This is a genomic window from Hyphomicrobium denitrificans 1NES1, assembly GCF_000230975.2.
Classification (GTDB): domain Bacteria; phylum Pseudomonadota; class Alphaproteobacteria; order Rhizobiales; family Hyphomicrobiaceae; genus Hyphomicrobium_B; species Hyphomicrobium_B denitrificans_A.
Genome location: NC_021172.1, coordinates 2418022 through 2444111 on the forward strand (window position 1 = coordinate 2418022; position 26090 = coordinate 2444111).

The 26090-nt window shown below is 57.8% G+C and carries 21 protein-coding genes, 1 pseudogene and 1 riboswitch; of the genes and pseudogenes, 12 read left to right on the top strand and 10 right to left on the bottom strand.

The genetic code is table 11. The annotated features are described in order from the left end of the window. The first annotated feature begins 254 nt into the window (after positions 1 to 254). Complete coding sequence (locus tag HYPDE_RS11615; protein WP_015598657.1) at positions 255 to 476, top strand: hypothetical protein; 222 nt, start codon at positions 255 to 257, stop codon at positions 474 to 476. A 385-nt stretch (positions 477 to 861) separates the two neighbouring features. On the opposite strand, the gene HYPDE_RS11620 is transcribed toward HYPDE_RS11615, so the two are convergent. From HYPDE_RS11620 to HYPDE_RS11635, 4 genes are all read right to left on the bottom strand, one after another. Further along, on the bottom strand, positions 862 to 1116 hold the full coding sequence (locus HYPDE_RS11620) for a hypothetical protein (protein WP_015598658.1): 255 nt from the start codon (positions 1114 to 1116) through the stop codon (positions 862 to 864). A 1050-nt stretch (positions 1117 to 2166) separates the two neighbouring features. Continuing rightward, positions 2167 to 3435 carry an SAM-dependent methyltransferase gene (locus HYPDE_RS11625; RefSeq protein ID WP_041321207.1) on the bottom strand — a complete coding sequence of 423 codons (1269 nt, stop codon included), beginning with the start codon at positions 3433 to 3435 and terminating at the stop codon, positions 2167 to 2169. Positions 3436 to 4474: 1039 nt separating this feature from the next. Further along, positions 4475 to 5245: a 5,6-dimethylbenzimidazole synthase gene (gene bluB / locus HYPDE_RS11630; RefSeq protein ID WP_041320429.1), complete on the bottom strand. Its 771-nt coding sequence runs from the start codon at positions 5243 to 5245 to the stop codon at positions 4475 to 4477. Between the two features lie 42 nt (positions 5246 to 5287). Beyond that, positions 5288 to 5473: riboswitch (cobalamin riboswitch) on the bottom strand. 317 nt (positions 5474 to 5790) lie between these two features. Next, a complete protein-coding gene (locus tag HYPDE_RS11635) occupies positions 5791 to 6324 on the bottom strand; it encodes a DUF3280 domain-containing protein (protein WP_015598663.1) in 534 nt (177 codons plus the stop codon). A gap of 334 nt (positions 6325 to 6658) precedes the next feature. Between HYPDE_RS11635 and HYPDE_RS11640 the strand changes: the two genes are divergently transcribed. After that, positions 6659 to 7984, top strand: coding sequence for a HAMP domain-containing sensor histidine kinase (locus HYPDE_RS11640; protein ID WP_015598664.1), 1326 nt, complete (start codon positions 6659 to 6661; stop codon positions 7982 to 7984). Next, positions 7969 to 8628 carry a response regulator gene (locus HYPDE_RS11645; protein ID WP_244437611.1) on the top strand — a complete coding sequence of 220 codons (660 nt, stop codon included), beginning with the start codon at positions 7969 to 7971 and terminating at the stop codon, positions 8626 to 8628. Before HYPDE_RS11640 ends, HYPDE_RS11645 begins: the two co-directional genes overlap by 16 nt. Before the next feature lie 865 nt (positions 8629 to 9493). On the opposite strand, the gene HYPDE_RS11660 is transcribed toward HYPDE_RS11645, so the two are convergent. The 4 genes from HYPDE_RS11660 to HYPDE_RS11670 are packed head-to-tail and all read right to left on the bottom strand — an operon-like array spanning position 9494 to position 12577. Continuing rightward, entirely contained in the window at positions 9494 to 9979 is a 486-nt protein-coding gene (locus HYPDE_RS11660) for a hypothetical protein (RefSeq protein WP_015598668.1), read from the bottom strand. A 10-nt stretch (positions 9980 to 9989) separates the two neighbouring features. After that, positions 9990 to 10160 (bottom strand): hypothetical protein, encoded by a 171-nt coding sequence (locus tag HYPDE_RS19370; RefSeq protein ID WP_187290827.1) that lies wholly within the window; start codon positions 10158 to 10160, stop codon positions 9990 to 9992. A 12-nt stretch (positions 10161 to 10172) separates the two neighbouring features. Then, positions 10173 to 11165 (bottom strand): cbb3-type cytochrome c oxidase subunit II, encoded by a 993-nt coding sequence (locus HYPDE_RS11665; RefSeq protein WP_015598669.1) that lies wholly within the window; start codon positions 11163 to 11165, stop codon positions 10173 to 10175. Continuing rightward, positions 11162 to 12577 carry a cbb3-type cytochrome c oxidase subunit I gene (locus HYPDE_RS11670; protein WP_051112077.1) on the bottom strand — a complete coding sequence of 472 codons (1416 nt, stop codon included), beginning with the start codon at positions 12575 to 12577 and terminating at the stop codon, positions 11162 to 11164. The genes HYPDE_RS11665 and HYPDE_RS11670 overlap by 4 nt, the downstream gene beginning before the upstream one ends. A 372-nt stretch (positions 12578 to 12949) precedes the next feature. Here HYPDE_RS11670 and HYPDE_RS11675 point away from each other — a divergent pair, with 372 nt between their 5' ends. The 9 genes and pseudogenes from HYPDE_RS11675 (at position 12950) to HYPDE_RS11720 (ending at position 22753) form a co-directional block, all read left to right on the top strand. Further along, positions 12950 to 13588 carry a hypothetical protein gene (locus HYPDE_RS11675; RefSeq protein WP_015598671.1) on the top strand — a complete coding sequence of 213 codons (639 nt, stop codon included), beginning with the start codon at positions 12950 to 12952 and terminating at the stop codon, positions 13586 to 13588. Between the two features lie 459 nt (positions 13589 to 14047). Further along, positions 14048 to 14629 carry a TMEM175 family protein gene (locus tag HYPDE_RS11685; RefSeq protein ID WP_015598673.1) on the top strand — a complete coding sequence of 194 codons (582 nt, stop codon included), beginning with the start codon at positions 14048 to 14050 and terminating at the stop codon, positions 14627 to 14629. 213 nt (positions 14630 to 14842) lie between these two features. Then, a pseudogene (locus tag HYPDE_RS19855) lies at positions 14843 to 14980 on the top strand (hypothetical protein); the annotation flags it as partial. 264 nt (positions 14981 to 15244) lie between these two features. Beyond that, positions 15245 to 15988 (top strand): SDR family oxidoreductase, encoded by a 744-nt coding sequence (locus HYPDE_RS11690; RefSeq protein WP_015598675.1) that lies wholly within the window; start codon positions 15245 to 15247, stop codon positions 15986 to 15988. Positions 15989 to 16019: 31 nt separating this feature from the next. Continuing rightward, the gene (locus tag HYPDE_RS11695; RefSeq protein ID WP_015598676.1) at positions 16020 to 16436 is read left to right on the top strand and encodes a cupin domain-containing protein; all 417 of its coding nucleotides are present in this window, start codon (positions 16020 to 16022) and stop codon (positions 16434 to 16436) included. 238 nt (positions 16437 to 16674) lie between these two features. Next, a complete protein-coding gene (locus HYPDE_RS11700) occupies positions 16675 to 17325 on the top strand; it encodes an ImuA family protein (RefSeq protein WP_015598677.1) in 651 nt (216 codons plus the stop codon). Then, positions 17249 to 18790, top strand: coding sequence for a Y-family DNA polymerase (locus HYPDE_RS11705; RefSeq protein WP_244437613.1), 1542 nt, complete (start codon positions 17249 to 17251; stop codon positions 18788 to 18790). The genes HYPDE_RS11700 and HYPDE_RS11705 overlap by 77 nt, the downstream gene beginning before the upstream one ends. Next, positions 18787 to 22134: an error-prone DNA polymerase gene (locus HYPDE_RS11710; RefSeq protein ID WP_015598679.1), complete on the top strand. Its 3348-nt coding sequence runs from the start codon at positions 18787 to 18789 to the stop codon at positions 22132 to 22134. Before HYPDE_RS11705 ends, HYPDE_RS11710 begins: the two co-directional genes overlap by 4 nt. A 376-nt stretch (positions 22135 to 22510) precedes the next feature. Further along, on the top strand, positions 22511 to 22753 hold the full coding sequence (locus HYPDE_RS11720) for a hypothetical protein (RefSeq protein ID WP_015598681.1): 243 nt from the start codon (positions 22511 to 22513) through the stop codon (positions 22751 to 22753). A 463-nt stretch (positions 22754 to 23216) separates the two neighbouring features. On the opposite strand, the gene HYPDE_RS11725 is transcribed toward HYPDE_RS11720, so the two are convergent. Then, positions 23217 to 24998 (bottom strand): APC family permease, encoded by a 1782-nt coding sequence (locus HYPDE_RS11725; RefSeq protein WP_015598683.1) that lies wholly within the window; start codon positions 24996 to 24998, stop codon positions 23217 to 23219. A gap of 125 nt (positions 24999 to 25123) precedes the next feature. Further along, positions 25124 to 26089 (bottom strand): electron transfer flavoprotein subunit alpha/FixB family protein, encoded by a 966-nt coding sequence (locus HYPDE_RS11730; RefSeq protein ID WP_015596769.1) that lies wholly within the window; start codon positions 26087 to 26089, stop codon positions 25124 to 25126. Between the last annotated feature and the right edge of the window lies 1 nt (position 26090).

Consider the following 26090-nt stretch of genomic DNA (forward strand, 5'->3'; position numbering starts at 1 on the left):
TCTAACGCAGCGGTGTCGGCGAATGGTCTACGTATATTCCGAGTCTCGCACGCGGTCCGAGGCACGTCCCTTATAAAGACGATCTACCGTGGTTTCGCGTAGGTAGGTCCAAATGGGAGATGTCACCTCATCCCCCGCGAGGGACATCGCCTTCACGTCAAGGCAACAAACCCATGATCGGCGGCATCAAGTCTCCTAGGCTTGGTGCCGCGTAGCACACCGTTCCCGTTGTTTCCAACTTTAGAACGAAGCACATGACCATCCCGGATTGCAAACTCCTCCGCCGCGATCAGCTTCTTACTATGAAAGCCGCGCTGGCTCTTGCCTGCGTTGAACTCGGTATTAGTGATGCCGATCGATCCAAGCGGGAGACGGTCGCAATTCTTATGGCGCCGTTGGCCAAAAAGGGCCACGCGAGTATCGAGGAAATGAAGACCTTTGCAGTGGATCAGTTTTCTAAGCTCAAATCGCATTGAGCATAGCTTAACAGTCGATCGAGATGACGCCGACGGAGGGTCATGAACAGCCTATTCGCTTGTCCGAGGTCGAGTCTCAGTCGTGGACGTCGTCGACCTGGGTACCAAAATCAAACGTAAGACAGGAGGAAATAGAGACCATCCACGCGACGACGCGTTAAGTGGTGGCGTCTCATACTTGCACTCACTTCACTGCTGTACGGCCAGCAGAGGAACATTTCCTCTCAGCGAGCGGTTACCTCTTCACAATGCAGAACGCATTCAGTTGGGCTTTCGCTTGGCTGCTCTGCACGGAGACCACCATGGACACGAACACCCTCCTGATTATCCTTCTCATTATCGTCATCTTGGGCGGTGGCGGGCTGTACGGACGAGGCCGCTGGTTTTAAGCTATCAAACTTGTCTGATAACCCGCTTCTATATCGCGCGAGCCACCAGGGCATTGCGAACGCTCAAAATGATTGATCGCGTATGCCTTCAATTCCAGCGTATCGTTGCGTACACCACAAGCGTTTCTCATAATGAGAAAGGCGAGGCGCTCCCGCTGTTCTAAATCCTCTGGCTGAATGCCAAGATCTGCGCACGCTAAGTTCAGTGCGTCTTGCAGGATGTTGATCTGATCGTTGGTATAAAAGCCCATGTCTCTCTCCACACATTATACAGGCGAGATCTAATCGAGACTTTCAGTCACCGAAGCTGGGTGTCTGCCGGTGATGCCAACATTAACTTCTGTGTGGTGCGGAACGAGAGTCGGAAACTACCTAGTAGTCCCTATCGTTTCAGGAACAGAACTAACTCTCGGAAACGGCTACGAATAAATCCGGCTTATTGAACGCTCAAAAAAATTATATAACGGTGGCAGCGGACCATTGTGACGCCCAATTTGTCAATTTCACGAATAAATGACAGGCGAATTCACGACACCGGTCGCTGAACAACTCAGCGCTGGCCGAATAAATGAAACCCGACCTCCATAAGAGGTCGGGCAAACCAATAGACAACGGAGAGTCCGGTTCAATACCGGCAAATCCTTCGGCCGCGACGATAGTAGCAGCTGTCATAGTCATCGTATGCGTCCCCCAAAAAGATGCCGGCACCGTAGCCGATCCCTCTACCTCGCCAGTGACCACCGTGCCCATGACCACCAGCTCTGCCACGACCGCGAAAATTTCCGGCTACGTGGCCACTCGAGCGACCGCTGGATGCATGGCCATGACCACCGCCTCCACGCGCGGAGGCGCCATGTCCTCCACCACCTCCCGATCGGGCATCGGCAATGGGTACGAGCGTTGCGAAAGACAATGCCGCACCAAGCGCAGCGAGTGCGCCGACATATTTTCTCATTTGTTCCTCTTTTTGTTGGGGGTCGCGGTCATTACCGCCAAGACCCGCAGTGACCCTCATCGGCCACACATGTAGAGGTAACGCCGCCACGCACGAGGAGTTGCCTGCGCCGTCATCGCCGTCGTCAGCAAATCCGCCGTAAATGCTAGGTCGAGACGACCGCTAAGTAGATTCCGATCCCAACATCGCTCTTTGCAAAACACGTTGTGCGGCTAACCGGGCCGATGTTCCCCTCCGGTCGCTGCTATTGGAAGGCGGTCCGACGGCAGCGTACCGGTTCAGGTTTGGCACGCTTGCGTGATTAGGATAGCTAGCGTCATTTCATATGGGGCGATTGCGGATGAACTCACCGGGAATGAATTAATCGCATAGGCGTTGCGCGTTCGGCAGCGCCTTGATCCAGACTTTGCAGCCGCGACTCTTCTTCGGCAATGTATGTCCTCGTACGCGGAACCGTGTCGATTTTCTTGGCCAGCTGCATTTGAAAGACCATCAGGCCGCCGTGGCGAAAACCAGCTTCGGCGCCGGCAAGATAGAATTCCCACATACGGCAGAACCTTTCCCCGAGGATGGTCGTGGCTTCAGCTCTGTGAGCAAAGAATCTATCCCTCCACGCGGCAAGCGTATCGGCGTAGTGCAGCCTCAGGATCTCGATATCGGTGACGATGAGTCCGGACTTCTCAACGGCAGGAAGAACCTCCCCCAGCGAGGGGATGTGGCCCCCTGGGAATATGTATTTTGCGATCCATGGGTTTGTTGCGCTTTGCCCGTCCAGCCGCCCGATTGAATGTAGCAAGGCGATGCCGTCAGGCTTGAGGCTTCCGCTGATCACCTTAAAGAAGGTGTCGTAATTGCGCCGACCGACATGTTCGAACATACCAACCGAGACGACGCGGTCGAACGTGTCGGATTGGGCGCGGTAGTCCTGAAGCCGGAAGCAGACGTGCGATTTCAGGCCTTTTTCATCGGCACGCCGCTCCGCCACCTTGAGTTGCTCGGTAGATAGGGTCAAACCGGTTACGTGGGCCTTATAGAGGTCTGCGAGATAGAGCGCCAATCCCCCCCAACCACTGCCGATGTCGAGCACTGATGCGCCTGTTGGAACAAGCAATTTTGCGGCGATATGCCGTTTTTTGGCGAGTTGTGCCTGCTCGAGATTCTGACGTTCGGATTCAAAATATGCGCAGGAGTATTGTCGGTCTGGATCAAGAAACAGGGAATAAATGCGATCGTCGATATCATAATGATGGTGGACGTTACACCTCGCGAGCCTCTCGGAATTACCGCGCCTCCACCGGTCGAACACCGTTCGAACCGCGTGTCGCCAACGCCCGATTTGAGGCGGTGTCAAACTTGGCAGATTACGGCCAAGCAGATCGAGAAGATCGTAAATCGTGCCGCCAGATACGGTCAATCGACCGTCGGTATAAAGCTCACCGAGCGCCAGCTCGGGATTTAGAAGTAGCTCGCGTACGGCGCGCATATCTTTGAGCCGGATCGTAAGCGGCGCACCCGAGCCGTCGCCAGCAGTCAGATGCTCACCAGCGGGAAGCTCAAGGGTCAACGACCCGTGTAGGATGCTGTGATTAATAAGGGATCGAAGGGCAATGATCATCGTAGTGCGCCGGAACAGCCAAATACAGAACCTGTCAAGCTGCAATTTTGTTCCGCACATGAATTTGGTACTGGAGGTAGATTGACCAAAGACTCCATCATTGAACGATATCTCAGCATCGAACTCGATGACGCGATTGAGATCGTGGAGAAGATCGATGGCGAAAAGAGGAGGATCTATCAAGCGGAGCGACGACCTTGTTGCCGGCGTGGCTGTCGGTATCGTTGAAATCGGCATCCGGTATTCGTTGCTCTCAGCTTCGATCGTCGTCGTCCGGTCAGCGTCGACAACCGGACGATTCCGGCGAGCTGCTGCGTGTAGAATGATGGTCCGCAAATTGGCCTGAGGAGAAAACCGCAATGTCTGGCACGGATTGAATTGCGGAAGCTATTCATTCGACATCGTCAAACCGAGCACTGTCGAGCCGAAGTCCGCTTTCTCGGCGGAACTGCCATCGGTCACCGCGTAATGCTGCGTTCGCTCAAGTCTGCTCCTGGGATGTTTCATAGCGTCTCCAGAAGTTCGTTTCGAAGGACTTTTGCCCTCTTGATCGCCTGTCCACTAGGAACTGAAGGCGACGCGACGCACTGCACGACAGCGCACAAGGGAGGCGCGCCACCGCGAGTGCCTGGAGGCCGTCCGCAACGAGGTAACAGACGCCTTTCAGGAGGTGCAGCGGAACGCTTGTCTGAAGCGCCGCGCCGGCCGCCGCCTGCCCCGGGGCGCCCTGGCTTGCTTTTGTGCCGGATGGAAGGCCGGGGGTATGATATGATTGATGGAACGGAGATGAGTCCCGTCAGGGAATTCGGAAAAATGTAGAGCATAGGGTAGAGCATAGCTGCACAACGCCGGATAAATCTCTCATTTTTTCAACGTATTAGCAGGCTAATTTCTGCGCAATTGAGTCCTCTTCTGGCACCAAGCTTGATTTTCGTCCGAGCCGCTTTTACGGTGCCATCGGAAAAGATCGCAGCAAAGCGGTGACCGCGCTCTAACGCTTACCGCTTCGCGCGGTGGCCGCCCCGGACCCGGTCCTAAATCACGCCGTCGCCGGCTCAAGCGGCGCTACATCGGCGGCGGCCTGCGCCGCGGCCTGATCGCGTATCAGTTGGCGCACCAGAAGCGCTTCATCGTCGCGGCACCCCCACTGCTCGAAATAGACCAGATCCTCGATCGGCATGCGTGGTAACCAGCCAGCGGACTCAAGCTCCGGCTTGGCATAAAAATGGCTCACGTAGCCAACGCACAGGTAAGCAATCGGTGTGATGCCTTTGGGAATGCCCAGCGCTTGCTGCAGCGCCGCCTGCTGAAAGATGCTGACCCAACCCACGCCAAGGCCCTCGGCGCGCGCGGCGAGCCACAGGTTCTGCACAGCGCAGACGCTGCTGTAGAGATCCATCGTCTTCATGTGCGTACGTCCGATGACGACGGGGCCGGTGCGACTACGATCACAGGTGATGCAAATGCCGACCGGCGATTCGAGAATGCCCTCAAGCTTGAGCGTTTTGTAGGTCGCGCGCTTCTCCCCCTCGAACATCTCGGCTGCCTCGGTGTGCGCGCGGACGAAAGCCGAATGCACCCTGCGCTTGACGTCTGCGGAGCGCACGACAAGGAAATTCCACGGCTGCATGAAGCCGACCGAAGGCGCATAGTGGGCGGCGGTGATAATGCGGCTCAAGACCGCATCCGACACGGGCTTGGGCAAGAACTGTCCCCGCACGTCGCGGCGTAAGAAGATCGTACGGTAAATGGCATCGCGCGCTTTTTGAGCGAACGCGTGGATGTCCTGAGTGGCGGCTTCGATAGACATGGTGGTCCCCTTGTTCAAAGTGAGCGCCCCACCTGGCCTTGTGGGGTGCAGACTTTTCAGGCCGGTCTTCTGACTCGGAATCGACTGCTGCCGGCGTCTTCCCGGTTTTCACCAGTGACTTATGTCGACAACATCCTCCTCACAGCGTTGGGCACGTGGCGGAGTTGCACCGCCTTCCCGATTCTCCCCTCGCTCACGCGGCGGGGCACCTGAAGAAGCGGCATGATCAGCGACCGGAGCACAATTGTCAAAGGCCCGGCTGGCGGGCCACCTCCGACACATACTTTTCGGGCAAGATGACGTAATTAGATTCATGGGAAGGCAGCGCTGCCGGTCGAATTGACCAAATTCGTAAGTTCGAGTTTGTAATGACTCAGCCCACCGCAAAGCGGGGCCGTGCTCTAATAGGGTTTCCCAAGAGGAGACCGTGAAATTGTTCCACATCAGGCAGCGCCGGTGTTGAGAGCAACTCAAGTCCTCCAACCGCCACTGCCTGATCGCCGGCAACTTCAACGTCATCGTCACTGACCATTTACGCAAAAAAGCTAATTGCCCAACAGCCTATGCTCAATAAGCCAAGCCACTGAGCGCGTCCAAGACTCATCTGTATCGCCTCTCAAATCCGTCTGGACATTGAGAATGATTTTTCCGGTTCGCGTATCGCGAATTTGAAACACCACCGTATGCACAAGAACGCTCAATTTTTGGATGGTGCCGAGGAACGATTGATCAGCTCCGAGTTTTAAGGCGATGTCTGCATCGCAGCCATTACAATTGCGCAACCAATGCTCCTTAACCTTGTCCTCGCTTCCGGCTGGTCCGGTATCAACCAGCTGATAACGCCCAGACTGTTCGATGAGGCGACGTGCCAGTTTGGTAACAAGTTTCAGCCGTGCAGTTTCGGTCGGACTCTCCCCTGCGATCGGGCCGCCAGCGCTAAAATCCGCTAATTCAAAATCAAAAACCGCAAGCTTAGGCGGAGAGGATTCTGCAGCCTGTCCTGAGGATGTCAGCGCGAGAAAAAACGCGATCGCAAAGAAACGTACACTTTGCTTCTGGTTGAATTTTTGAATGTCCATATTGCTACTCCCTGATCTTTCGGGGAGATGCTAATCGGACATGCTCGCTGTTGGCTTCGGGCGCTTTCACATAAGAGACTGGGCAGATTTCACAAAATCCTTGCCAGCCCTCTTTCCGTACTCTGCACCTCGTTCGTCCAAAGCCCCGGCCGCGCTCGATCGGGCAAATCCCACAATTTCGGCCTGCAGCGCGCCTTAACCTCGGAAGCTGCTATAGATGTGGCCATTATCCAACTTCTGGTGGATCACAAGGATGCAGAGGGCATCTCTCAACCTCAAGGCCGCAGTCGTACGGCGTGTTGCCTTAGGAGCATTCATTTGCGCATGCACTTCAATGTTTATGATGCTGTGGACCATCGAGCGGGAAGCTCGGCATGAGTTGGAAGCAAAGGCTTTGGCGGTCCAAAGCACGCTCCAGCTTCAGTTGGTCCGAATTGAAAATGGCTTTGACAAGCGGAGCCACTTTCCAGACTGGGAGCTTGTGGATGATGTCGCGTCGGAACCAGGATTGTGCATCCATTATTTAAGCACTTCCCGAAGCGTGCTGAGCACAAACTGCAAAGGAACTGTGTCCGCCGCTGTGTCTCCGCCCTGGTGGTTTAAACGTCTCTATATGCGGATTTTCGCGAGCGAGAGCTCCGTCGAAGCCAAGCTGACCAACAAGGACGGTCCTGCCGGATTGGTGACTCTTACCAGTGCGCCCGCCACGGTAGCGATGCGAGGTTGGCGCGCCATGGTCGACATAATGTGGTGGAGCGTGATCCCCGTGCTGCTGCTTTGTGGACTAGTCTATCTCGTGATCGATCATGCCTTCCGACCTACTGCAACGATCCTATCGGGGCTTGACCGCTTGGCCACTGGCGACTTTAGTCACCGCTTACCTGAATTCGCGTTGATCGAGCTTCAGCACATCGGTGAGCACATCAATAGAATGGCTGCCGAATTGGAGCGAAGCGCTTCCGAACGTACGATTCTCGCACGCCAGCTGATCGTCGCCCAAGAGGATGAGAGACGTTACTTGGCACGAGAACTTCATGACGAGTTAGGACAGCGCCTGGCTGCCCTGAATGCCGTTGCGGCGTCGATCGAGGTCACAGCAGAGCGTACCTGTCCAACGCTCCTTGGCGAGGCGCAAAGCCTTTCCACGATCGCGTCGGAACTTATGACGGATCTGCGCGGCGCGCTCGCTCGTCTCAGGCCAACCATCATCAAAGAAGTCGGGTTAATCTCGAGTCTCGAGTCACTCGTGGCGAGTTGGAACGTACGTTTGGCTGGCCGCACGCGGTTGAGACTGGAAAGTGATGGAAATTTCACTCAACTCTCAGAGGCCGTCGCGGCTAACCTCTATCGTATCGCACAAGAGGGACTAACCAATGCCGCCAAACATGCAGACGCACAGACTGTAGTGGTCAAACTGCAGCGCTCCGCACAGAATAACGCCAACGAAGGCAATGGTGTTTCTTTGACGATCGCTGACGATGGCAGAGGCTGCGAACCCAAAAAGTCGATGATAACCGGATCTGGTTTGCTCGGGATACGAGAGCGAGTGACTCTCTTGGGAGGCTCATTCGAGTTGCAGAGCCGGGTTCTAAAGGGGACGAGACTGTCAGTTTCTGTGCCCGAGTTATTGACACAAGGCTCGCAATGCCCAGCAAAGTGAGAGTGATGTTCGTCGACGATCATGCGATCGTGCTTGAAGGGTATCGCCGGCTGATCGAAAAGATTCCGGATATTGAAGTCGTTGCCGAAGCAATGGACGGCCACACGGCGTTTCAGACCTATAAAGCAGTTCGACCGGATGTGGTAACCGTGGACATCTCAATGCCGGGTCGTGGTGGCATTGATCTCATTCGCTGCCTTCGGCTGTGGGACCCGAACGCTCGCATCGTCGTGTTCACGATGCATCGCAACGCAAGCGTTGCCGTGCACGCCTTTCATGCTGGCGCTAGGGGCTACGTTACCAAGAGCAGCAAACCGATGCTGCTCATTGAAGCAATCAGAGCAGCGTCATTGGGAGGCAAGTTCATATCCCCTGACATAAGCGAAGATCTGGCTCTTGAACGTGTGGATGGAGAGAGATCGATCTTCCAATCGCTATCAACGCGGGAGTTTGAAGTCTTGCAGCAGCTGCTTGATGCAAGATCGCATGACGCAATCGCTTCCGCTTTAAGCCTCAGTCCGAAAACGATTGCCAACTATCACTATGCGATCAAACAAAAGCTGGGCGTCGAATCCGACATCGAGCTTGCTTATTTGTGCCTAAGAGAGAAGCTGACGTTTCCAACGACGTCGAAACTCGACTGAATGGAATTTCAGGCACTCACACAAAAAGCGCGCCACCTCGACCAACAAAATTAGCCGCAACAATTGGTTATGGCGACGACGAGCAGGAAGCTCCACGTCGTCGGCTACAATGTGCAAAGTGCCGTCGAGACCAAGCTGATCAGTGACACGATCAAGCCGGCCGTCGACACCGGCTGCGCATCCAGGAACCGAAGGCATGAGGTTTTTATTCCGCATGAGTCGAGCCGGGCACTACGGGCAGCCCGATAGGTGGCAAATGCGGCACGCTTTCCGGTTCCTTTCGGGAGAACCAGCTTGCAGCAGGCCGATTCTGTTGTCGAGGGTCACGCGCTCAACTAGTTTCCGGACCGGGATGAGTCATTTTCTGGAGGGGCAAATGCGTTCTTTGAAATTAAGCTTAGCCGCCGCGGCGGCCTTCTGCGCACTTTCGGCAACGGCACAGGCTGATTGCGTCAAGGTGGGAGCGGTCGGTGAAGCTATGACCCACGATATCGCCGTGCTCTTCTCGACGCACGGCCTTGCAAACATCATCTATGGGCAGGGCCGCGTGGGCAAGGGCCCGGTCCACACGAAATGCGAAGACGGCTCAACTATAACGACGTGTCACTCCTCGCAGATGGCGTGCAAAGTGACGACACCCAAAACCTGCTTAGGCGCTTGGCTTTGCTTCCCCGCGTGACCCGTTGCTCGGCGGAAGTGAGTAGCGCGGCTCCGGAAGAGGGCTTCGATCCCCTTTAGGGACGCTTCGTCTCCTGGGTCGAAAGAAGATTGCAGGCCAGCGGTAAAGCTCATCGCGTTGGCCCCACTGGTTTTGACCCAGAGCGCGCTTGGCGACGTCGCCGAGGTTAAAGATGCGGGCTGCCAATCAATGTGGAGGCTCTGCAGTTCGGTCGGAAGAATTGCCTGAGACCGGGGAGAGACTCTGATTGCTGTATGTTGGTGTCTGCGCGAACTCTGCCGGCACATCCAGCATCCGCGCAGCATACCACACCGACCAAGCAACCACGAAAAGTGACAGTACCCATACCCAGACAGGGATCGACGAGCGCGCTTCAGCGCGACGTGGATCAAACGGATCATCCGCACTGAAAGCATCGACCGTGAAGCGGATATTGCCGCGTCGCGTCGAATGCGGCTGTAGGCCCGAGACAATGATCCCGGGTCCATTGTGGACCATAAACGGAATTTCCTTGACGCCCTCGCCCCCGCTTTCGCCACGCGCCAGGATGGTCAGCACATGCGGTCCATCTGCGAGTCCGGTCGTATCCAGGGCCACATCTGTCGGTAGCTCTCGATCGACGATCGGCTGCGCTCCGCCATCGAGATAGACCCGCACGCGCGGCTTTTCCATAAATTGCAACTCAGTCCCCATTGTCATCGCGCAGGATATCGTATTTCGGGTGCTGGCGGCTGGTTTCTCCAGGCCACAACAACATTTTGAACATGGCTACGAAACATCCGATCGTAATGGCGCCGGATGCCGCGATGATCATGAGATTGCCGAGCAGCGGCCCTGTCATATGGTGTTCCATGATGCTCTCCGCTCACTTTCCCTTGGCGCGTATAGCTGCCACTTCCTTGTCGGTAATGTGCTTGCCGTGGTTACCCCACGAACTACGTTCATAATTGATGATGTTCGCGATGTCGGCATCGTTGAGCGTGCCCCCGAAATTGGGCATCTCGCTATCGTATTTGACGCCACCCACCGTCGCCCCTTTGAGGCCGAACAAGACGGTATGGATATGCGTGGCCGGATCTGCATCATTGACCGCCGCATCTCCTTTGAGGGGGGGAAATGCACCGGGCAAACCCTCGCCCGTTTCCTGATGACAAACGGAGCAATGGGTACTGAAGAGCTGTTGCCCTTTTTTCGCGTCGTAGCCGGCGGCAGACCCACCGTTAGCAGCAACGGCCGTAGACTCTTTTGAAGAAGACTCCGAGGAGGCACCCGCGTGATCGCCGCCTGCTGCCACTTTGCTGTTGGGCCATGGCGTTTGCTTCAATGATAAAAGATACGCCAACAATGCCTGTGCCTGATGGCTCGGAATCACCACGCCATGGCTCGGCGCATATTCCTTTGGCAACGGCACGGAGTTGACACCCTGCGGCGCCTTATCCACGACATCGAACATCCAGGAAAACGAGGGCATGATCGACTGTGGCACCACCGCTCGGGGATTATAGAGGTGAATGTACTGCCATACGGAACTCGGCTGTCGCGCGCCGATATTGGTAAGATCCGGACCAGTGCGTTCCGAGCCGAGCAATTCCGGCGTCTGATATGCGAAATCTCCGGGAGCGGAGGGCCGCCCGAAAACCTTGTCTTGCTCGAGCGGGCGCACCTGCTGGGTGTGGCAATAGCTACAGCCGTTGGCGACGTAAACGTCGCGTCCCTCGGCTTCAAGCGGCGAAATCGGCTTGATGCCCGGACCAGACGGTGTTCGAGAGAGAGCGATGCCCGGCAGAACACCCATCATCAAAGCTAGCCCTGCATAGACCAATGTCGAGCCGCCGGCGATCAGAACAATCTTGTTCATGCCGTGCGCCCTCTAGCCGCCACTTGTTCGGGCGCGGTTTGGCGGAGTCTGATGCCCACCGTCATGCCCCAGATGTTCCAGGCGAACACCAGATGGCTCAGAAACATGAGCACGCCGCCGACGCCGCGCCAGACATAAAACGGCTGCATGTCGATCACCGATTGAATGAACGGCAATCCATGTTCCCAGTCCAACCCTTGGATGGTGCCACCGATGGACAGGGAAAGGACGTAGATGACAACCCCAACCAGGGCCATCCAGAAGTGCAGCGCCAAACCAAGTTGACTGGGAGATTTGCCTGTCGCCGCAGGCAACAATGCATAGACGCCGCCCCAAATGGCGAAATTGACGAAGCCATACATGGTGAGGTGCGAATGGCCGACGGTGTAGTTGGTCAAATGCCAGATCGCTTGCAATGAGCGGAACGCCTCGAACGTTCCTTGGGTCGAGCCGAGCAGATAACCGAGCACGCCCACGAAGATGAACATCAGCGGGTAAGAGTGGCGCAACTCACCATACGATCCGCGCATGGTCAGCAGGAAATTGGCACTGCCCCCCAGCACCGGAACGAGCATGGCCACGCTGAAGACAATGGCTGTGGTTTGCAACCACCAGGGAAGCGGGCTGAACAAGAAATGATGTGCGCCGATAATCGGGTAAAATACCAGATTGGTCCAGAACGCAAAGATGCCGAGCGCATAGGAGTAGATCGGGCGACTGAGCAGCTTGGGCAGCGCGTAGTAGAAGATGCCAAGCGCGAGCGGCGTGAACCACATGCCGACCGCGTTATGCATGTAGAAACCGGATACCGCAACCTGCCCGAGCCCGTATTGGTACCAGGGAAGAATCGCCACCACCGCGATGATGCACGTCCAGAGTACGCCACCCATCGTATACCAGTTGGAAAGATAGATGTCGTCCGTGCTTCGTTGCGCCACCGTGGCGAGCAAATTCCAGGCTGTAACCAGCAGAGCCGCGAGGAAGATCAGCCGCACGGGCCACGGCCACTCGCGGTATTCGAGATCTCCAGCGTTGTAGCCGAGGAAAAGGGCGACGGTTCCAACGAACGCCGCGATGTTGAACAACCACAATCCGAGCCACGCCAATCGCGCACTAAAGAGCGGGGTGCGACTGCTGCGGGCGGCGACGTAATAGGCAAGACCGACGAGGGCGATGCTGGCCCAACCGTAAAACGTTCCATTTGTGTGGATCGGACGCAGGCGTCCGAAGGTGAGCCATTCTCCGGGGCCAAACTCTGGCGCACCGAATTTGTAGGCGAGCAGGATTCCGACGAACGTCGCAAAAATTAGCCACACAGTCGCCGAGACCGTGTAGCCCATAAAGACGCGGGCTAACGCTTCGTCATCGTTTTTCGAAATCTTCACTGGATGTGCTGGCGCCGTTTGAGGCATGGCCGGTTCGCACCTCCTGCGCTGAACGTGCAGCGCCGCAGCCAGCATCATCTTCAAAGATATATTGTCAATACATGTTTCTGCGATCGATGGTCGCCTGCGTGGAATTGAACTCGATGATCAGATTTCGATTGCGAGGCGTTGTTCTGAGCGCCGCGATGTTCAAGACGTCGCTTATAAGGGAACAACAAATCTCAACAGGCTCACGTCCATTTGATCGCGCAAAGCGTCTGCAGATCATAAGATAGATCCGCCTTGTATCTTATGACGAGCAGCGCCTCACGCCCCCAGGCGGACGTGCTTTTGTAGAAATTTCCCGACTTACGGGAAGCATCCCGACAGCCTCATCCCTTATGAAGGCGAGGATCGGACATGATCGGTAAATCGAATGCGTATATAATGTGGTTCCTCGCATTACCCCTTCTTGCGTTGTTGATCTCGGCCGCGCCGACTCTCGCGGCCGACCACTTCATTGCCAAGTTGCAGCCGCTCAATGCCGATAAAATCGGAACATCGGCGAACGGAACGGCGGACTTCAAGATTGCAAATGGCACGCTCATCACCACGATTGATTTGAGCGGTCTGCCACCGGACATGATGCACCTTCAGCATTTCCACGGTTTCGCGGATGGCAAGGACGCGGTTTGCCCGACGGCCGCAGCCGACACCAACAAGGATGGATACATCGATCTCCTGGAGACGGAGCCGATGGCCGGAACCACCATGGTCCCGTTCGATGCGCATCCCGCAGCCCTTGAGATTGCGAACGACTCATTCCCCAAGGCGGACAAAAACGGTGTTGCGCACTATTCGGATAGTGAATCGGTCGCTGCTCTTGAAACGGCGCTGAAGGATAAGTTCAAGACCGGGCTCGAACTCGATAAGCGTGTTGTCTTCATTCACGGCATTGCAAACACCGCCGCTTTGCCGGATTCGGTGAAGTCTCTTCCGGGCGCACCTGCCCAGGTCACGATCCCGATCGCATGCGGAAAGATCGAAGCAGCGAAGTAAACTTCTCCGCCCTTTCCTCGCCGTCACGCACCTACGGTGGCTTATGCTGAATGTCGGCGCGGCATAGGCTACCCGTAGCCGTCCATGACGAACCGGCAACAATCCTGCATAGAAACTGGGCGTATCCCCTTATCGTATACGCATTCTTCCAATAGCTTGACTGAGTACCCTCACGGTTCGCCCGTTCGGCGCGGCACTGCGCATCTTCCTGCTCCTCGTGGGGCTCGTCGCGCTAACTGAGGCAACCAACGCCGCATGCAGCACCCCCACGGGCGCGGCGGGAGACACGATCTACTCCCACAACGTCTTCGATGTTGACCGGGCACGGACGGAGGCGAAACTCAAGGCCGCCAACGACAACATCGGCAGCTTGCAACACGGGGTGAAGTTGTTGCAGGAGGAGGTCCGAGAATTGAAGCAAGCCTGGCGGTGACGCCGGCATGTGGAGGGAGATCCGGTATGGAGCGGCTGGCCGCGTTCAGCGACGGCGTGATCGCGATCATCATCACCATCATGGTTTTGGAACTCAAGGTTCCAGAAAGCGCCGACCTGGAATCCCTCGGGCGCCTGGTGCCCATGTTTCTGAGCTACGTGCTGAGTTTTATCTACGTCGCGATCTATTGGAACAATCACTACCAGCTGCTCAGGACCTGCAAGAACATCGACGGAGCGATTATGTGGGCGAATGCCCATCTCCTATTCTGGCTGTCCCTCATTCCGTTCGCCACGGCATGGATGGGCGAAAATCATTACCTCGCCGTTCCGACAGCCCTCTACGGGGTCGCGCTGTTTATGCCGGCCGTGGCCTGGTACATCCTCCAGCGGGCGATTATCCGGCGTCACGGCGAGACCCACGTCTTGGCCAAGGCGGTTGGTTCCGATTGGAAGGGGAAGACGTCGATCGTGCTCTACCTCACCGCCGTCGCTGCCGCATTCTGGCATTCCTCAATTTCGCATGCCATCTACGTAGCCGTCGCGGCGATGTGGCTCATTCCCGACCGGCGCATCGGCCGGGCCATGGAGGATGAAAGCACTTTTTGATTGGATAACTTGACGGAGGACAGTGGTCGCATGCGGATTTTGCGCGGACGGCTTTCGATGATGGTGAGTGTCTCGTCCTTCGTAAACGGACTGGGCTGCAGCATCGACGCTCCTCCGATGCGACATCCGGAAGGGGAGTCATCAGCGTTCCGCTGAACTAGTTGCGGGCGCGTTCTGGAACTCGGCCGTGATCTCTTTTAGTTCGGCGGTAAACTCGAAGCATTTTATTTCACCTTTGACAGCGATGACTTCATCATTATTCTCGTTTTTCCGAGCAAGATGGACATGGCAGCCACCGCCATCGTCGCCCAAGCCGGCGGCACGGTAGAGTCTCGGGTCACAGTCCGCTAAGCGTCAGCCGCTGACTTGGCGCACACTTGGATAAGGCTTGTTCTTCCATTGCAAAAGGACATGGTGGTGGGCTCGGCTAGCGCCGATGAACCAACTCGTTCGATATCGGCTAATAGAATTTTTCCCTTGATAGATCGAGATCAGCGACGAGCTATCAGAACACAATTGTTAACGGTCTTATCGTGCATTGATCGCCCGTTGCTGGCTGCAAGGTATGCTTGATGCCCGCAAAGACACAGTGCGACGGAACTCAGAGGAAGCACAATGAAAGTCGTCATCATCGGGGGCAGTGGCCTCATCGGCCGTAAGCTTGGGGCGATTCTGAAATCCCAAGGCCACGACGTTGTGAGCGCATCGCCATCGACAGGCGTCGATAGCGTTTCCGGCAAAGGCGTAACGGAGGCGCTGACCGGCGCCGATGTCCTCGTTGACGTCAGCAACTCGCCGTCGTTCGAAGAGCACGCCGTCCTCGAATTCTTCCGCCACTCAACGGAGAATCTGCTGCACGCGGCCAAAGCAGCAGGCGTGGCGCATTACATCGCTCTTTCTGTCGTCGGCGCTGATCGCATCCGCGACAGCGCCTACCTCCGCGCCAAGCGCGTGCAGGAAGAGCTCATAGAGGCAGCCACCATCCCTTACTCGATCCTGCGGGCGACCCAGTTCTTTGAGTTTCTCGATGCGATCGCACAAGCTGGAACCGAAGAAGGCATCATTCATCTATCGCCATCCAAGTTTCAGCCCGTTGCAGCCGACGATGTAGCCGCCACCCTCGCGAATATTGCAGCCGCCGCACCGAAGAACAGCGCAGTTGAGCTCGCCGGTCCTGAAGCATCGAGTTTGGCAGAGTTCGTCCGGTCATACCTTTCGTCGAAAGGTGACCCGCGTAAGGTGATTCCCGATCCTGACGCCAAATACTTTGGTGCCATTCTCGACAAGGATGGATTGGCTCCAGTCGCGCAGTTCATACCCGGGTCCATTCGATTTGCCGATTGGGTACGAGCCTCGTGATGCATCACAACTTTAGAGAAGGAGGAGCACCATGAAGAAGACTGCACTGCTGGTCACGGCTGCTGCCGCTCTGCTCGCGACGAGCGCCGTCGCTCAAGAGAAGATCGCTCCGGGAGCGAACGTATCCGTCGTCTTTGATCAGAAGTTGCCCAATGTACCTGACAAAAGCATGCGCGTCGTGCTCGTCGAATACGCACCGGGTGCCGGATCGGTGTCTCATCGTCACCCGCAGTCGGCCTTCATTTACGCGCGCGTGTTGGAAGGAGCAATTCGCAGCAAAGTGAACGACGGTCCCGAGCGTGTGTATCAGGTTGGCGAGAGCTGGACCGAGAAGCCGGGTGATCATCACCAGGTCAGTCACAATGCCAGCGACACGGAACCGGCCAAGCTTCTAGCTATCTTCGTGGTCGACACGAATGATCATAAGATCGTCATCCCGGATAAATGAGTGTGCCGTCAGGTAGTGGTGGCACTCTACGCCTGTCACAGGTGGGCACATTATGCGCAAAAAGAGCGGGCCTGCTTTCGCGGTCCGGTCATGTCCGGCGGGTGAATCGCTCATGAACGTGCCGCGTAACGTTTGAACAAATCGGCCAGGAGCGGTCATTGCAAAGTGAGGCTAGACAGGAAGGCTAAAGCTCTATAGAACAAAAGAAGAACAAATTATTTGATCTTCTTCTTTCGCCATGTCGTCACCCTGGGTTTCCGCAGTCAATGCATCGATTCTTCTTCGCGAGGTGGTCGCCGGGGCGGGCCATGCTGGGGCTGCTGTCGGCTTCGGTCTGGCGCTGGCGGCGCAGACGACGAGGGCAGCAGCGTCGCGCGATGCCATGCTGTTGTGGGTGCGTGAAGCCGTCGCCGTAGTGGAAACCGGAGACGTCTATGGTCCTGGACTGATCGCTCTCGGGCTGTCTCCCAATAACTGCATCGTCGTCGAGGCGCGCACACCCGCCGATGCCCTGCGCGCTACTCTTGAAGGGGCGCGTTGCGCGGCGCTGAGTGTCGTCATCCTGGAAACGGTCGCTCCCATCGATCTGACGGCCAGCCGAAGATTGAAACTGGCTGCGGAGAAGTCCGGTGTCGAGATCGTGCTCATTCGATACGGCGGCCGCATCGCGCCCAATGCCGCGCAAATCCGCTGGCGTGTGCAGGGTATGCCTCAATCGAAGCCGGACGGCACACGGCGGCCGACCTTCAAGGCGGTTGTGCTGAAAAGCTCGTCGGGTCTCGACGGAAGAAATTGCATCGTGGAGTGGGATCATGAACGACGATGCTTCGTGCAGACGGTATCTGTGTCTGTGGATGCCGTTCCTGTCGTCGGATCGTTGGCAGCATGAAAACCGAAGTGACGACGGCCGTCCGATGGTTTTCGTTGCCAAAGCGAAGGGTGTTTCGCAGCTGGCGGCCGTCGATGCGCATGCCCGGTCGCTTGGCCTGCAAGCCGGTATGGCGCTTGCCGATGCGCGGGCACGTCTTCCTCGCATCCGTGCGATCGCTGCCAATCCCTTGGCGGATGCGGCTTTCATCGCACATCTTGCCGATCTGGCTGTAGCTTTTACGCCATCGGTTGCCCTGGATCCGCCGGACGGTCTCGCGCTCGACATCACGGGATGCAGTCATCTCTTTGCAGGAGAGGCGATGCTTGCCGTACGCCTGCAGAAGGTTTTGCATGCCGCCGGCATCTCGGCCGCAAAACTTGCAATCGCTCCAACACCCGACATGGCGCGCGCTCTGGCGCGCTTCTCTCCCGTCAATCCCTGCTTTGCCGAAGACGATACGCTCGTGCGTGCGCTGCCCGTCGCGGCGCTCGAATGCGCTGAAGAAGATGCAACGGCCTTGCGGCGCGCCGGCCTGAAGACCATCGCCGAAATCGCCGACCGGCCATCGCTGCTGTTCGCCGCGCGTTTCACATCGGCGTTCACGGCAAAACTCGCTCGCGTGCTCGGCGAAGAGGACAGGCGCATCTCTCCTCTCCGTGAACCGGTTCCTTACAGAGCCGAATTGCGCTGCGCCGAACCCGTCGCCAGTCACGATGTCATCGCGGGCATGCTTGCCGATCTGGCCGCGTCCGTCTGCGATCAGTTGGCTGCGCGAAGCGTCGGGGGACGCATCTTCGAAGGTATGTTTTTGCGGGCAGATGGCGCCGTCCGCCGCATCCGCGTCGAAACCAGCCGCCCGACGCGCGATCCCAAGGTCATCTTGCGCCTCTACCGCGATCGTCTCGATGCGCTTGCCGATCCTCTCGATCCTGGTTTCGGCTTCGATCTGATCTGCTTCGAAGCAGTGCGAGTCGAGCCGTGGATGGAGAGCCAAGGCACATTCAATGCGCAGGACGACCAGAAAGATAAGGTCGCTCAGCTTGTCGACCGGCTGAGCACCATGTTCGGACGCGAGCGCGTGATGCGATTGCAGCCGATCGATAGCCATATCCCGGAACGAGCGCAGACCGTGGTTCCAGCGACATTTCCTGCGCCCCCGCACGAGTGGGAGCATGGCGCGATCTGCAGCACGGCGGGTTTGCGTCCACCGCTGATCTATGCGCGTCCACACCCGATCGATGTCGAAGCCGGTGACAACAATAGGCCGGAAAGCATCCGCTGGCGTCGCGTCACGCATCGCATTGCGAATGCGAACGGCCCCGAGCGGATTGCCGAAGAATGGTGGCGCCCGCCGTCAGGTTATGGCACGCGCGACTACTATCGCGTCGAAAGCTCGAATGGGCACCGCTTCTGGATTTTTCGGGCGGCCGCAACAGCGATCGGCGAACGGCAGAGATGGTTTCTGCATGGAGTTTTTCCATGACGTCCTATGCCGAACTCGCCACGACCACGAATTTCTCATTTCTGCGCGGGGCCTCTCATCCCGAGGATCTTGTCGTGCGGGCCGTTCTTCTTGGGTACACGGGAATCGGTATCGCTGATTGCAACACGCTTGCGGGCGTCGTCAGGGCTTACGGCGCTTTGCAAGACTTGCGGCGCGACGGATTGCCTGCGCCGCAAAAAGTCCGCGAAGGTTCCAGTCCTGGCGAGTACGCTTGGATTGAAGATGCCAAGTCGGGCGATTGGGCCGACATTCCGGAAGCCGTCAAAGCTCGCGCAAAGAGCTTCAAGCTGCTCGTCGGCGTACGTCTTGTATTCATCGACGGCACGCCGGACATTATCGCTTATCCGGAAAATCGCACGGGCTGGGCACGGCTCTGCCGCCTGCTCACGCAAGGAAAGCTCCAGGCAAAAAAAGGCGAATGCAATCTTCGGCGCGAGGACTTGCTGTCCGACTGCGCGGGCCTCCTTCTTATTGTCATTCCGCCGCCAGCGCTCGATGGCCTCGAAACACATCTTCACGCCGTCGCAAAGGCCGCGCCCGGAAATGTCTGGCTTGGAGCCGCCCTGCATTTGAAAGGAGATGACCGCCACGTTCTGCACCGGCTGAGCGGCGTTGCAGCCTCTACGAACGTGCCGCTGATTGCCGTCAATGACGTGCTGTACGACACGCCAGAGCAACGGCCGGTCCAGGATATTTTGACGTGCATCCGTGAAGGTCTGCGTATCGAGATGGCTGGCACGCGGCTCGAAGCCAACGCCGAGCGCCACCTTAAGCCGCCTGCGGACATGGCACAGCTTTTCCGCGACTGTCCATCCGCCATCGCCGCTACGCAGGATCTGCTTCAGCGCGTCTCCTTTTCTCTCGGCGATCTCAAGTATGAGTATCCCGACGAGCCTGTGCCGTCCGGCTGGACTTCGCAAGGATGGCTCGATCATTTGACCTGGAAGAAAGCGCACGTGCGCTATCCGGATGGTGTCCCGGACAAGGTGCGGCAACAATTAGAAGATGAACTGAAGCTCATCACCCAGCTCGATTACGCACCGTACTTCCTTACGGTCTATGACGTCGTTCGCTACGCCAAGGAAAAGGGCATTCTTTGTCAGGGGCGCGGCTCGGCCGCGAATTCCGCCGTCTGCTATGTGCTCGGCATCACATCGGTCGATCCGGAGCAGCATAACCTGCTCTTTGCACGTTTCATTTCGAACGAGCGACGCGAGCCCCCGGACATTGACGTCGATTTCGAGCACCAACGGCGCGAGGAAGTCATACAATACATCTATAAGCGCTATGGCCGCGAGCGTGCGGGGCTGGTCGCAACCGTGATCCGCTATCGCCCGCGCAGCGCCATCCGGGAGGTCGGCAAAGCTCTCGGTCTGAGCGAAGATATCACCAGCCGCATCGCGGGGACCGTGTGGGGAAGCGGGGGTTCGAAACTGTCCGAAGCGCATCTCCGGCAAGCCGGCATTGACCATCGCAATCCGGTCATCAGCCAAGCCATCGCGTTTGCGACGCGCATCCTCGGTTTTCCGCGCCATCTCTCCCAGCATGTCGGCGGCTTCGTGCTGGCGCGCGGACGGCTGGATGAGATCGTCCCTATCGGCAATGCCGCGATGGACAAGCGGACTTTCATCGAATGGGACAAGGACGACATCGACGTTCTCCGCCTGATGAAAGTCGACGTTCTCGCACTGGGCATGCTGACATGCATTCGCAAGGCGTTCGACCTGATCCGCACGCACGAAGGCGAGAACTTCGATCTTGCCGCCCTTCCTGCCGAACAGCAGGATGTCTACGAAATGCTTCAGAAAGGCGATTCGATCGGCGTCTTTCAGGTCGAGAGCCGAGCACAGATCAACATGCTGCCGCGCCTGAAACCGAAGGAGTTTTACGATCTCGTCATCCAGGTCGCGATCGTGCGGCCGGGACCGATCCAAGGCGACATGGTGCACCCCTATTTGCGCCGCCGGAAAAATCGGCAAGAGGTGACGTTTCCTCATCCGAATCCTCCGCACGATCCGAACGAACTTCACAACGTGCTGTCGCGCACGCTCGGCGTTCCGCTCTTTCAAGAGCAGGCGATGCAGCTCGCCATGGTGGCGGCCAAATTCACCGACGCCGAAGCCAATCAGCTTCGCCGCGCGATGGCAACGTTCCGCAACGCCGGCACGATCCATAAATTCGAGTCGATGCTCGTCGAGCGTATGGTCGAACGCGGCTATGATCGTGATTTCGCACAGCGCTGCTTCGAGCAGATCAAAGGCTTCGGCGAATATGGCTTTCCGGAAAGCCACGCAGCCGCGTTTGCCAGACTCGTCTATATCTCCGCGTTCATCAAACGTCGCTATCCGGCCGCCTTTGCCTGTGCGCTCCTGAATTCGCAACCCATGGGATTTTATGCTCCGGCGCAGATCGTGCGCGACGCGCGCGACCACGGCGTCGACGTCTATCCGATTGATGTCAATGCGAGCGATTGGGACAACACGTTATGTGCAGGCGCTGACGGTAGAACGGCGCTGCGTCTCGGTTTCCGGCAAATCGACGGATTGTCGGAGACGTGGTGCAAACGACTGATCGATCTGCGCCGGAACGGATATGCCGACCTCGATAGTCTGGCGCGGCGCACACGCCTGCCGCAGCGGGCGCTTCGCTTGCTTGCCGATGCCGATTGCTTCCGCTCCGTTGGCATCCATCGCCGGGATGCGTTGTGGGCGGCGCGACGTTTGCCGGAAGCAGACAAGTTGCCGTTGTTCGCAGCTGCGCGCGAACCGGACCTAGGCGAGGAACCCGATGCACAGTTGTCGCCAATGTCGCTTGGCGAAAACATCGCAGTGGACTACCAGACCACCCGATTGTCGCTCAAAGGCCATCCGATGGAATGGCTGCGCGCTATATTCCGGAGCGAAGGCATTGCCTCCTGTGCCGAGCTTACGACTCAGTGTGACGGCAGCCGAGGACGAGTTGCAGGCGTCGTGCTCGTGCGTCAGCGGCCGGGCAAGGGGAATGCCATCTTTATAACTTTGGAGGACGAGACGGGAATTACGAACGCGGTGCTTTGGATGCGCACGTTCGAGAAGTTCCGCAAGGAGGTTATGGGCGGCCGGCTGCTGCTGATCGAAGGCAAGGTGCAGCGTAGTCCCGAAAACGTCATCCATCTCATGGCGGCGCGCATCATCGACCGGACGGCGGAGCTTGCGCGCCTTTCGGACACGCATAAGCCGACGATAGAGTTGTCGAGCGCCGACGAATTCCTGCATCCGCAGGCCTCACGCACCCATCATCCCCGCAACGTCCGCATTCTGCCGGGATCGCGGGACTTTCATTGATCCGCTTCAAGAGCGCCCTACTAAAGCAACTCGGAGTTGCAGTCCCGCTTCGGGTCATTCGCGACTGGCGATATGCAGCTGCGCGCCAGCCGTCGAATTTCAATTCGTGAATCCAATCCGGGTCCACCGGCACAGACGTCGCCAGCGCGGACGCCATCGACGCAATAAAAGAAAATCGCCCCTTCGCCTTCAGGCAAAAGCATCGGGATGCGTCTCTCAATCCTCGCTGTTACAAAATTTCGTCAATCCGCCGGTAAATTCGGCTTTGGTCGGGCTGACGGCGGGACAACAGCCATCTAAGATGCAGGCACTCGTTTGGTCCGCCGCGCCGGCACCTTCAAGGACGGAATGCGCGTAGGGCTATTGGAGGTGGCCAATGTCCTATGTCCAGACAACCGATACGACGTGCCGCACCTGCAGCGGCACGGGTTTCATCTTTCGCGGACAGACGATGAGGCATGAAATCCAGCGCATGCGGAACGGCGTCACCAAGAAGGAAATCTACTTCTCCCGCCTGAGGAACCTTTGTCCGGAGTGCATGGGCTCCGGTGTCACCCTTCCGCGCGAGGTTCAGCGCACGCCGTGGGAACTGGCGTTTCAAATCGTCAGTTCCAAGTGATGTGCCAATAGCGAAACTGTATGCCTGTGGTCACTTCCGAAGCCCGTGCCGCATGTCTGCGTACCGCGCTTGCAGTTGTTCCCACGTGCTGTCGCCGGATGCGGTGAACTTCGCTCGGTTCATCACGAGGTCATGGCAAGTTTAACCAGACAATCTCCATGCGCCACACGAGAAGTTCGCAGCAGTGTTATTGCAGCCGAGGCTGCGAGAAACTTCCAGACTTCGAGGTGGCGCCTTCGCGCCCATGTCGCGCCCAGCCAGAACCCGGCGAGGTGAAGGGTGACGAGTTCGCGACTGTATATTCCGAGTTGGCGATGTAGATCTGCGCCCACCACCCCATCGCCGGACCTTGAGCGTGTTGTAGCAAGGGACTGTGAAGTTATAGGTCCCCGCCATGGCGTAGAACGAGGCCAAGAGGACGTCGCCTCCTGGCCTCGTGCGAGTTTTGCTCGTGCATGAAGCCTCAACCCGCCAACTGGAAGAACCAGTTAGCGATGAGGACGACACAAACGCCGGCCAGCAACACGAGATAGGGCAGGATGCCGGCCTTGCGCGCTTGAATGCTATTGGCGGTGAGGTTCAGGTCGTCGAGCATGTGCTGCGGGAACTGGCCCCGGTCCTGAACGTAGTGGCGGAAGATAAAGACGGGAATGATCAGCGCCGCCGCGATCGCCGCCGAGGTCAGCGCCATCGGGTTCCAGACCTTCGCGCCGGCCCCCATGAACGCCGCATTGACGAAGGAGAACAAAGTGCCAAGCGCAAGGAGGAGCGTCGGCGCCTTGAACGGCCGCGTAATATGGCCGTTGTCGATGCGATGCAGCCAGCCGGAGTTCAGGTTCAGGAAGTTGAAGATGATGTAGCAGCAGTTCGAGACCGCGAGGATGAAGAAGAAGCTCGTCGCATCGGCCGCGGCGATCGCAAGCAGGCCGAGATTGAAGATGAGGTCCGTCCACATCGCATGGGTCGGTGCGCCGTGACTATTGACATGGTCGAGGTAGCGGGGAAGCCAGCCGTCGACGGAACCCTGATACAAAGTACGCGACGAGCCTGCCATCGCCGTCATGATCGACAGCATCAGGGCAAGGATCATCAACATGACCATGATGTTGACGAGGAAGCCGCTGCCCCCGACCATCTTTGCCATCGCGTCGGCAACGCCGGAACCATCGACGATCGGCCCGGCGAGCATGCCGTCGAGGCCAAGGACGCCCTGGAACGTGAAAGGCACCAGCGTATAGAGCAGCAGGCAAAGGAGACCGGAATAGAAGATCGCCTTGAACGTATCGGTCTTCGGATCCTTGAATTCACTGGTGTAGCAAATGGCCGTCTCGAACGCATACGTCGACCACGCCGCAATGAACATGCCTCCGAGGACCAGGGTCCAACCGTTGATGTCCCATGGACCCGTCTCGGGAAGGGCGGCCGCCTTCAACGGTGCGAGCGGGGAATAATTCGACCAGTCGATCTGGCCGGTGAGGATCGGCACCACGCCGACGATCAGCATCGGGACGATCACGAGCAACCCGATGTATTTCTGGACATTCGCGGTGCCCAGAATACCGCGATGCTGAATGGCGAAGGTGATGAGCATAAGCACCGCACCGATGAAGAACACGGCATTGAGCGAGAAGGTCACCGGACCGAGGCTCTGTGAGAACAGGGTCCAGGTGCGTATGGTCGGCGTCAGCGCACTGACGCCGTCCAGCGCCAGCAGGGCGCTGATGGCATCGGTGGCCGTCTTTCCGGAGTTGGCTGCCAGCCATTCGGCGACCCGCGGACTATCGGCCGTGATCGATCCCGCATGGGCCTGCGCCCAAGCCAGCACCTGTGGAGAATCTGCAGCGGGGATCGGCCCGATGGCATTCAAGATGTAGGCGGCGGCAATGGAGCATCCGAGCGAAAGAACGGGCGTCCACGCCAGCCAATTGCACCACACCGAAAGCGGCGCGATGATCTTTGAATAGCGGACCCAGGCCGCAGCGCCATAAATGGATGCGCCGCCCGATTTGTTCGGAAACAAACCGGCGATCTCGGCATACGTGAACGATTGAACGAATCCCATCACCATCGAGGCCGCCCACACGACGAAGGCAACCTTGCCCGTCATGCCTGCAATGCCGCCAATCGAGAACAGCACCAGCGCCGGCACGCCACTGGCAACCCAGAACGCGCCCCTCCAATCGATGGATCGAACCAGTTCCTTCGGGACCTGTCCTCCCGAAATGTCTGCGACTTCAACCGTCATGATTTCCCTCCGCTGAATTGATCTTTTCTATTTGCGTCGAAATGAGCGTTTCTAGGCTTCAGCTTGCCGAGCAAACCCTCATTAGTGCTCCTTCATTTTTCTGCTTTAGGTAGGTCTTGTGGTGATCAGTTGAATTGGGCTTCGAGCTCCTTCGCGAATTCGAAGAGATCCATGCAGACGCCGTAGGTCGCGACGTTGAAGATCGGCGCTTCGGGATCGGTGTTGATGGCGATGATGGTGTCGATGTGCTTCATGCCGTAGAGATGCTGGACGGCGCCCGAGATGCCGAGCGCGACGTAGACCTTGCAGGCGCTCGCGACCTTGCCGGATTGGCCGACCTGATGCGGCTTCGGCAGCCAGCCGGAATCGACGATCGGGCGCGAGCAGCCGAAGGTGAATCCGAGCCGCCCGGCGAGTTGCTCGAAGCGCGGCAGGTTATCTTTCTCCTGGATGCCGCGGCCCACCGAGAGAATGTATTCCGCTTTCGAGATGTCGATGTCCGACTGCGGCGCCTCGATGTAGCCGGTATGCTGCATGCTCTCGGCGGCCTTGCCGAGATCGGGCTCGAACGTCGTCCGCTGCGCATTGCCCTTGGCGTCGGGAACCGGATAGGTCGCGCCGCGCAACGCCAGGACGACGATCTTGCGCTCCGGGAATGCGACTTCGAGGTTGACCTTGTTGCCGTAGGCGCCGCGCGTCGCGACAACCCCGTTGGCGTCGGCGGAAAGCGCCAGCACGTCGCTCGCAAAGCCGGCGCCGAGCCGGGCCGCAACGGCCGCGGCACACGCCATGCCGTTGACGGTGTGCCCGAGCAAGATCAGCTCGGGGGTGTATTTTTTGCCGAGTTCGAGAACGCATTCTTCGTAGATATGCGGATCGAAGTGATCGGCCGGCGCCTTGACCGACACGATCTCGTCGACACCGGCGAGGTCGAGCGAGTCGGCGATTGCGGCAATGTCGTTGCCAATCACGGCAACGACGACGGGGCCGCCAAGCGCCGCCTTGACCGATTGCGCGGCGCCGATCGCTTCCCGCGTGATGTCGCGAACCACGCCGTTCAGGTGTTCGGCAACGATGAGGATTCCCGCCATG

Excerpts from the sequence above, each read along its gene's own strand:
- HYPDE_RS11615 (WP_015598657.1), top strand. The coding sequence starts at position 255 with ATGACCATCCCGGATTGCAAACTCCTCCGCCGCGATCAGCTTCTTACT.
- HYPDE_RS11620 (WP_015598658.1), bottom strand. The coding sequence starts at position 1,116 with ATGGGCTTTTATACCAACGATCAGATCAACATCCTGCAAGACGCACTG.
- HYPDE_RS11625 (WP_041321207.1), bottom strand. The coding sequence starts at position 3,435 with ATGATCATTGCCCTTCGATCCCTTATTAATCACAGCATCCTACACGGG.
- bluB (WP_041320429.1), bottom strand. The coding sequence starts at position 5,245 with ATGTCTATCGAAGCCGCCACTCAGGACATCCACGCGTTCGCTCAAAAA.
- HYPDE_RS11635 (WP_015598663.1), bottom strand. The coding sequence starts at position 6,324 with ATGGACATTCAAAAATTCAACCAGAAGCAAAGTGTACGTTTCTTTGCG.
- HYPDE_RS11640 (WP_015598664.1), top strand. The coding sequence starts at position 6,659 with ATGTTTATGATGCTGTGGACCATCGAGCGGGAAGCTCGGCATGAGTTG.
- HYPDE_RS11645 (WP_244437611.1), top strand. The coding sequence starts at position 7,969 with ATGCCCAGCAAAGTGAGAGTGATGTTCGTCGACGATCATGCGATCGTG.
- HYPDE_RS11660 (WP_015598668.1), bottom strand. The coding sequence starts at position 9,979 with ATGGAAAAGCCGCGCGTGCGGGTCTATCTCGATGGCGGAGCGCAGCCG.
- HYPDE_RS19370 (WP_187290827.1), bottom strand. The coding sequence starts at position 10,160 with ATGGAACACCATATGACAGGGCCGCTGCTCGGCAATCTCATGATCATC.
- HYPDE_RS11665 (WP_015598669.1), bottom strand. The coding sequence starts at position 11,165 with ATGAACAAGATTGTTCTGATCGCCGGCGGCTCGACATTGGTCTATGCA.
- HYPDE_RS11670 (WP_051112077.1), bottom strand. The coding sequence starts at position 12,577 with ATGCCTCAAACGGCGCCAGCACATCCAGTGAAGATTTCGAAAAACGAT.
- HYPDE_RS11675 (WP_015598671.1), top strand. The coding sequence starts at position 12,950 with ATGATCGGTAAATCGAATGCGTATATAATGTGGTTCCTCGCATTACCC.
- HYPDE_RS11685 (WP_015598673.1), top strand. The coding sequence starts at position 14,048 with ATGGAGCGGCTGGCCGCGTTCAGCGACGGCGTGATCGCGATCATCATC.
- HYPDE_RS11690 (WP_015598675.1), top strand. The coding sequence starts at position 15,245 with ATGAAAGTCGTCATCATCGGGGGCAGTGGCCTCATCGGCCGTAAGCTT.
- HYPDE_RS11695 (WP_015598676.1), top strand. The coding sequence starts at position 16,020 with ATGAAGAAGACTGCACTGCTGGTCACGGCTGCTGCCGCTCTGCTCGCG.
- HYPDE_RS11700 (WP_015598677.1), top strand. The coding sequence starts at position 16,675 with ATGTCGTCACCCTGGGTTTCCGCAGTCAATGCATCGATTCTTCTTCGC.
- HYPDE_RS11705 (WP_244437613.1), top strand. The coding sequence starts at position 17,249 with ATGAACGACGATGCTTCGTGCAGACGGTATCTGTGTCTGTGGATGCCG.
- HYPDE_RS11710 (WP_015598679.1), top strand. The coding sequence starts at position 18,787 with ATGACGTCCTATGCCGAACTCGCCACGACCACGAATTTCTCATTTCTG.
- HYPDE_RS11720 (WP_015598681.1), top strand. The coding sequence starts at position 22,511 with ATGTCCTATGTCCAGACAACCGATACGACGTGCCGCACCTGCAGCGGC.
- HYPDE_RS11725 (WP_015598683.1), bottom strand. The coding sequence starts at position 24,998 with ATGACGGTTGAAGTCGCAGACATTTCGGGAGGACAGGTCCCGAAGGAA.
- HYPDE_RS11730 (WP_015596769.1), bottom strand. The coding sequence starts at position 26,089 with ATGGCGGGAATCCTCATCGTTGCCGAACACCTGAACGGCGTGGTTCGC.